Annotated in this window: 8 protein-coding genes; 5 read left to right on the top strand and 3 right to left on the bottom strand. The window is 65.6% G+C overall.

The window, feature by feature from the left end; genetic code table 11:
- Nucleotides 1-218 precede the first annotated feature (218 nt).
- From rpmH to yidC, 4 genes are all read left to right on the top strand, one after another.
- On the top strand, nt 219-353 hold the full coding sequence (gene rpmH, locus BAMB_RS16230; RefSeq protein WP_004198824.1) for a 50S ribosomal protein L34: 135 nt from the start codon (nt 219-221) through the stop codon (nt 351-353).
- Between the two features lie 15 nt (nt 354-368).
- Complete coding sequence (rnpA, locus tag BAMB_RS16225; protein ID WP_011658267.1) at nt 369-830, top strand: ribonuclease P protein component; 462 nt, start codon at nt 369-371, stop codon at nt 828-830.
- Between the two features lie 75 nt (nt 831-905).
- Complete coding sequence (gene yidD, locus BAMB_RS16220) at nt 906-1,172, top strand: membrane protein insertion efficiency factor YidD (protein WP_006750110.1); 267 nt, start codon at nt 906-908, stop codon at nt 1,170-1,172.
- 8 nt (nt 1,173-1,180) lie between these two features.
- Entirely contained in the window at nt 1,181-2,845 is a 1,665-nt protein-coding gene (yidC, locus tag BAMB_RS16215; RefSeq protein ID WP_011658266.1) for a membrane protein insertase YidC, read from the top strand.
- Nucleotides 2,846-2,975: 130 nt separating this feature from the next.
- On the opposite strand, the gene BAMB_RS16210 is transcribed toward yidC, so the two are convergent.
- Nucleotides 2,976-3,413, bottom strand: a complete 438-nt coding sequence (locus BAMB_RS16210; protein WP_011658265.1) for a helix-turn-helix domain-containing protein — start codon at nt 3,411-3,413, stop codon at nt 2,976-2,978.
- A gap of 337 nt (nt 3,414-3,750) precedes the next feature.
- Here BAMB_RS16210 and mnmE point away from each other — a divergent pair, with 337 nt between their 5' ends.
- Complete coding sequence (gene mnmE / locus BAMB_RS16205; RefSeq protein WP_041491300.1) at nt 3,751-5,145, top strand: tRNA uridine-5-carboxymethylaminomethyl(34) synthesis GTPase MnmE; 1,395 nt, start codon at nt 3,751-3,753, stop codon at nt 5,143-5,145.
- A 242-nt stretch (nt 5,146-5,387) separates the two neighbouring features.
- Here the strand turns inward: mnmE and BAMB_RS36105 are convergent, their stop codons facing one another.
- Together BAMB_RS36105 and BAMB_RS16200 are read right to left on the bottom strand one after the other, a co-directional pair.
- A complete protein-coding gene (locus BAMB_RS36105; protein WP_006750105.1) occupies nt 5,388-5,513 on the bottom strand; it encodes a hypothetical protein in 126 nt (41 codons plus the stop codon).
- A 149-nt stretch (nt 5,514-5,662) separates the two neighbouring features.
- Entirely contained in the window at nt 5,663-7,021 is a 1,359-nt protein-coding gene (locus tag BAMB_RS16200) for a GGDEF domain-containing protein (protein WP_011658263.1), read from the bottom strand.
- Nucleotides 7,022-7,084: the final 63 nt, after the last annotated feature.

The raw sequence follows: 7,084 nt of genomic DNA, 5'->3' as shown, positions 1-7,084 counted from the left end.
TATCCACAGGCTGCGGTTGTGGGTCGCGGGGCCGGATCGGTCGGGGCCGGCACAGGCGGACGACTCGTAAAGTATTGACCGCCAAGAGAAAAACGGTTTAAATAGCGGGTTCCGCGAAAACCAATCCTGTATTCCCGGCGATTGCGTTCGCCCGAATGCCTCCGGTTAAGGGCACGCGGTCCCCTGAATTTCGACATTCTCGAACAAGTGAGAACATCATGAAACGTACTTACCAACCGTCCGTGACGCGCCGCAAGCGCACCCATGGCTTCCGTGTCCGCATGAAGACGGCAGGTGGCCGCAAGGTCATCAACGCCCGCCGCGCGAAGGGCCGCAAGCGCCTCGCCATCTAAGGCAGGTTGCGCGCTGTGTCCGCCGTCCGCAGTCCTGCGGAAGGTGCCGTCGAGCCGGATGCGAATCCGTCGCAGACGAAAGCCGCCTTCCCGAAAGCTGCGCGACTTCTGAAAACGGATGAATTTTCATCCGTTTTTCGTTTGCGCCCCTGGCGGCGTTCCGCGCACTTCGTGATCTACGGCAAGCCGACCGGTCAGCCTGCCCGTCTGGGGCTCGTCGTCGGCAAGAAGTATGCGCCGCGTGCAGTAACACGTAACCTCGTGAAGCGGCTGGCGCGCGACGCGTTTCGCTTGCGCCGGGCCGAATTCGCCGGTTACGACCTGCTGCTGCGGCAGCACACGCGCTTCGACAAGAAAGCGCTGCCGAGCGCGGCTTCCGCCCCGCTCGCGGCGATGTGCGCGGCCGAAATCCACGAACTGCTCGACAGGGCAGTCCGGGAGATCGCGCGCCGGGCGTCGAAGCCCGCGTCCGAGTGACGCATCCGTGCCCGGTGCGGCGTTCGCGCCTGCCCGGCCGGTTTTGACGCGGCGTCGAACGGCGCCGCCCAAGGTATGGAAACGGTATTGATCGCCTTGCTGCGCTTCTACAAGGTTGCCGTGAGCCCTATGCTCGGCAACCGTTGCCGTTTTTATCCTTCCTGTTCGGATTACGCGCGCGAGGCAATCCAGTATCATGGCGCCGCGCGCGGCACGTATCTCGCCGTCAGGCGCGTGTGCCGATGCCATCCGTTTTCCGCGGGCGGCATCGACCTCGTCCCGCCGCCCAACTCCGACACACGCGCTCGCGGCGAAGCCGACGCGCGGTCCCATCGACTCTGAGACAACGCATGGATATCAAACGCACCGTCCTATGGGTGATCTTCTTCATGTCAGCTGTCATGCTGTACGACAACTGGCAGCGCTCCCATGGACGCCCGTCGATGTTCTTCCCGAGCGCCACGCAGACGGCCCCCGCCGCTGCCGGCGGCGCATCGGGCACGGGCGCGACGACGACGACCGCAGGTGAAGTGCCTGCCGCCGCGGCGGGCACCGCACCGTCGACGACGGCACCGGCCGCGCAGGCGCAGCTCGTGAAGTTCTCGACCGACGTCTATGACGGCGAAATCGACACGCGCGGCGGCACGCTGGCGAAGCTGACGCTGAAGAAGCAGGGCGACGGCAAGCAGCCGGACCTGTACATCACGCTGTTCGACCACACGGCCGGCCACACGTACCTCGCGCGCACGGGCCTGCTCGGCGGCGACTTCCCGAACCACAACGACGTCTACACGCAGGTCAATGCGGGCCCGACGTCGCTGACGGGCGACCAGAACGCGCTGAAGCTGTCGTTCGAATCGCCGGTGAAGGGCGGCGTGAAGGTCGTGAAGACCTACACGTTCACGCGCGGCAGCTACGTGATCGGCGTCGACACCAAGATCGACAACGTCGGCACGGCACCGGTCACGCCGACGGTCTACATGGAACTGGTGCGCGACAACACGGCCGTCGAAACGCCGATGTTCTCGCATACGTTCCTCGGGCCGGCGGTCTACACGGACGCGAAGCACTTCCAGAAGATCGATTTCAGCGATCTCGACAAGAACAAGGCGAACTTCGAGAAGGCGGCCGACAACGGCTGGGTCGCGATGGTGCAGCACTACTTCGCGTCGGCCTGGATTCCGCAGCAGGGCGCGAAGCGCGACATCTACGCTGAAAAGATCGATCCGGCGCTGTATCGCGTCGGCGTGAAGCAGCCGGTCGCCGCGATCGCTCCGGGCCAGTCGGCCGACGTGCAGGCGCGCCTGTTCGCCGGTCCGGAAGAAGAGCGCATGCTCGAAGGCATCGCGCCGGGCCTGGAACTCGTGAAGGACTACGGCTGGGTGACGATCATCGCGAAGCCGCTGTTCTGGCTGCTCGAGAAGATCCACGGCTTCGTCGGCAACTGGGGCTGGGCGATCGTGCTGCTGACGGTGCTGATCAAGGCCGTGTTCTTCCCGCTGTCGGCCGCGAGCTACAAGTCGATGGCGCGCATGAAGGAAATCACGCCGCGCATGCAGGCGCTGCGCGAACGCTTCAAGAGCGATCCGCAGAAGATGAACTCGGCGCTGATGGAGCTGTACAAGACCGAGAAGGTCAATCCGTTCGGCGGCTGCCTGCCGGTCGTGATCCAGATCCCGGTGTTCATCTCGCTGTACTGGGTGCTGCTCGCATCGGTCGAAATGCGCGGTGCGCCGTGGATTCTGTGGATTCACGACCTGTCGCAGCGCGATCCGTTCTTCATCCTGCCGGTGCTGATGGCCGTCTCGATGTTCGTGCAGACGAGCCTGAACCCGACGCCGCCGGACCCGGTCCAGGCGAAGATGATGAAGTTCATGCCGATCGCGTTCTCGGTGATGTTCTTCTTCTTCCCGGCTGGCCTGGTGCTGTACTACGTCGTGAACAACGTGCTGTCGATCGCGCAGCAGTACTACATCACGCGCAAGCTCGGCGGGGTTAAGAAGAAGCCGGCCTGACGACCGTTGCACACGCGGGCGGCCAGCCGCCCGCGATGCACGTAAAAAAGCCGCATGGAGCGATCCGTGCGGCTTTTTCGTTTCCGGCAGGTGGCGCGGCGGCGCGATGGCGTACGCGGGCCGCTGCCGTTCAGGCCTTCTTCGCGTCGATTTTCGGTTCGCCGCCGTAGAACTGCTCGATCAGTTCCTGAACGAGGTAACGCTGATGCGGCGGCAGCGCCTCGATCTTCGACGCGAGTTCGATCGTCTCGGGCGTCGGCGGATAGCGCTCGTCACGCGGCAGCGGTTGCGGCGTCGTGTGCTCGATCACGCTCGGCGACGGGCCGTAGTGCAACCAATGCAATTCCACGCGCAACCAGCTGGCGAGCGTTTCGAGTTTGTCCGGCGTTGGAATCGTGCGGCCCGTCAGCCATTTGTGCGCGGTTTGCGGCGAAACCGGTTGCGCACCGCGGTGACGCAGATTGAACCGGTTCGCCAGTTCCGTCGCACCGGTGATCTTCTCCGGGCTGCGCCGCAAGGCGAATTTCAGGCGTTCCGAGAACGCTGCTTTTTCTTCGGGTGTCGGCATGGGGGTGATTGTGCAATTCCGCCGACGCGTTTCAGACAACCGTATAAGCTAAACATAGCCTGTTCAGATGAATCCCAACCTGCGACGGCGCGCGCGGCGGATTTGAGGGCCCCAGCGTTGAGCCACTCCGACAGGCATATTCGTCCGAAATGGACAGTATGTGGTGGGCCGGGATTGATACTCGACTTAGCTCTGTCGGGATAAATTCGGCCGAGTTCGAAGCCAGCGTGGTGTCCGGTGGCGTGCGGGCCGGCACGCTACAATGCCGGCGTCCCGATGCCCGACTGTTGTGCGGGCACACCATTCATTGTCTGCTTACCCGATTCGTCCGATTCCCATGCTCGCTACCGACTCCGATCCGATCGTCGCCATTGCCACTGCTGCCGGCCGGGGCGGTATTGGCGTCGTCCGCGTGTCGTTCGGGCGCGGCGGCGAGGCGGCCGCGCTGCCGCTGATCGACGCGTTGTGCGGGCAGCGGCTCGCGCCGCGCCATGCGAGCTACGTGCCGTTCGTCGACGAGCACGGCGCGCCGCTCGACCGCGGGATCGCGCTGTATTTCCCCGCGCCGCATTCGTACACCGGCGAGCACGTGCTGGAACTGCAGGGACATGGCGGACCGATCGTGATGCAGCTGCTGCTGCAGCGCTGCCTGGATGCAGGGCGCGGCTTCGGGCTGCGGCTCGCGCAGCCGGGCGAGTTCACGCGGCGCGCGTTCCTGAACGACAAGCTCGATCTCGCGCAGGCCGAGGCGGTCGCCGACCTGATCGAGGCGAGCACCGAAGCGGCGGCGCGCTCGGCCGGGCGCTCGCTCGACGGCGCGTTCTCGCGGCAGATTCATGCGTTGGTCGAGGACGTGATCACGCTGCGGATGCTGGTCGAGGCGACGCTCGATTTCCCGGAAGAAGAAATCGACTTCCTGGAAGCGGCCGATGCGCGCGGCAAGCTCGCGAAGATCCGCGAGCAACTCGCGCACGTGCTCGGCGACGCGCGACAGGGTGCGCTGCTGCGCGAGGGGTTGTCGGTCGTGCTGGCGGGGCAGCCGAACGTCGGCAAGTCGTCGCTGCTGAATGCGCTCGCCGGCGCGGAGCTGGCGATCGTCACGCCGATCGCGGGCACGACGCGCGACAAGGTCGCGCAGACGATCCAGGTCGAGGGGATTCCGCTGCACATCATCGATACGGCCGGGCTGCGCGAGACGGAGGACGAAGTCGAGCGGATCGGGATCGCGCGCACCTGGAGCGAGATCGAGCGCGCGGACGTCGTGCTGCATCTGCTCGATTCACGCACGGGGATGACGGCGGATGACGAGGTGATCGCCGCGCGGTTTCCGGGCGGCGTGCCGGTGGTGCGCGTGCTGAACAAGACGGACCTCACCGGCGTGCCGGCGTGCGTCGAGCATCCGGCGGCGGCAGGCGATCTGACCGAGGTACATCTCTCGGCGAAGCGCGGCGACGGGATCGACATGCTGCGCGCGGAGTTGCTGCGGATCGCCGGGTGGCAGGCAGGGGCCGAAGGGGTGTATCTCGCGCGCGAGCGGCATCTGATTGCGCTGCGGGCCGCGCAGGAGCATCTTGCGCAGGCGGCGGATCATGCGGAGCAACGTGCGCAGTCGCTCGATCTGTTCGCGGAGGAGCTGCGGCTCGCTCAAGAGCAACTCAATGCGATTACCGGGGAATTCACTTCCGATGATCTGCTGGGGGTTATCTTTAGCCGGTTCTGTATCGGGAAGTGAGCGCATGCTCGCGCGGCGGCCCTACGGCGCGGACATTCCCCGTTAGCCCGTTAATCCCGTCAACGACTGGAAATAGCATGCGCGGCTCGAACGTCTTCATGGCGAAACGCTCGCTGCGCTATAGGTACAGGTATTTCTGATGCATGCGGAGCCGGTCAAGCCGGCTCGATGGGGCTGCGGCCCGGACTGTCGACGCTGCTCGCTACAGCTGCATGCCGACGCATCCGAACCCGCCCCCGTCATCAATCCCAGTGCCGATGATGATGGTAATACCCGCCACCACCGTAATACCCGCCGCCATCCGGCACCACGATGCAGCCGCTCAACAGCACGGCCACACCGGCAATCAGTAAAAGGGTTTTTTTCATCGCGTTCACCTGCTCGGATTCGAGACGAACTGAGCATAGCGAGCGCGCTCAACACGGCGTGTAAGCGATCGTATCCCCGTGCCGGATTCGGTAACGGAGGATTATTCCGGTCACAATGACCGTAACAACTCCCGAATCCGCAGACGATTTCACGCCGCGACGACGCGGTTTCTCCCCCCATCCTTTGCGCGGTACAGCGCGGCATCGGCGGCTTCGACCAACGCATCGGGCGTCGACAGCTCGGCGGCCGACACGGTCGCGCAGCCAACGCTGACGCTCACGCGTCCGGCCGGCGACGAAGGCATCGCGAGATCGAGCCGCAGCACGGCTTCGCGCGCTTCCTCGGCGACGAGCCGCGCACCGCGCGCACCGGTGTTCGGCAGCACGATCGCAAACTCCTCGCCGCCGTAGCGCGCGACGATATCCGCCGGCCGCCGCACCGCGCCGGCCAACGCATTCGCGACCGCGATCAGGCACGCATCGCCCTTCACGTGACCGAACGCGTCGTTGTATGCCTTGAAGTGATCGACGTCGACCATCAGCAGCGACAGCGGTTCGCCCTGTCGCCGCGCCTGCAGGAACAGCGTGTGAAAGTGATCGTTGAAGTGGCTGCGGTTGAACGCGCCCGTCAGCCCGTCGCGTGCGGACGAACGGATGAGCATCGTGTGCGCCTCGAACAGCCGCTGATACAGCATCGTCACTTCCCAGGCGAGCACGCACACGAGTATGCCCGGCGTGAACATGCTGAACACGCGCGCGAGATACCAGCCGATCGTGAAACGATGGGTGCTCAACAGGTTCAGCGTCGTATCGGTCAGGCACGCGAGCACCGCGATCGCGAGCCAGAGGTCGAGGGTCGTGCGCAGCCGGCCGGAGACCAGCACCGCGACGAGCGCCAGCGCATTGAGTGTCCACACGACGAGCGCGACGCCGTTGACGGGCAGCACGGCCGCATTGCCCGGCGGACGAAACGCAGGCGGCAGCGACACGTTCAGCGCGAACAGGCACAGCACGCCGGCGGTGACAGCGGGCCCGCCGACCAGCGCGAGCGTCCACCAGCGCGTCTGCCGAGCGCCGATCGGCGCGCGCGCCAGCCGAGCACGCGCGAGCAGCGCGACCATGACGAAACCAGGGAAGCCCGCGTGCCAGAAGATCCACATCCACGCGGCGCTTTGCGGTTGTGCGCCGAACAGCCCATGCGGCGCGAACACGCCGGGAAAGGTCAGCAGCTGCAGCGCGACGGCGAGTGCGGTGAACGCATAGGCGCCGCCGAGCGCGCCGAGCACGGGCTGGCGCGTCACGGTGAACTGCGCGCCAAGGAAGAATGCGGCGATGCTCGCGGTGGTGAACACGGTCAGCGCGCACATCGGCATGAACGGCTCGACGGCCGGCAGCGCGACGTTCGCGTGTGGCGCGGCGATCCCGAGCGCGAGCACGATCACCAGTGCCGTGAGCGCGCCGAACCACAGCTGACGACGCGTCGTATGCTGGATCAGGATACCTTCCATGGACTCCCCCGGGCGCTCGTGCGGAAACGCCCGGTCTTGGCGCCGGGCGGCGTGCATCCGGCC

Source organism: Burkholderia ambifaria AMMD (assembly GCF_000203915.1).
Lineage (GTDB): Bacteria > Pseudomonadota > Gammaproteobacteria > Burkholderiales > Burkholderiaceae > Burkholderia > Burkholderia ambifaria.
Note: the sequence above shows the minus strand (reverse complement) of the source record. Positions and strands in the feature narration are given on the sequence as shown.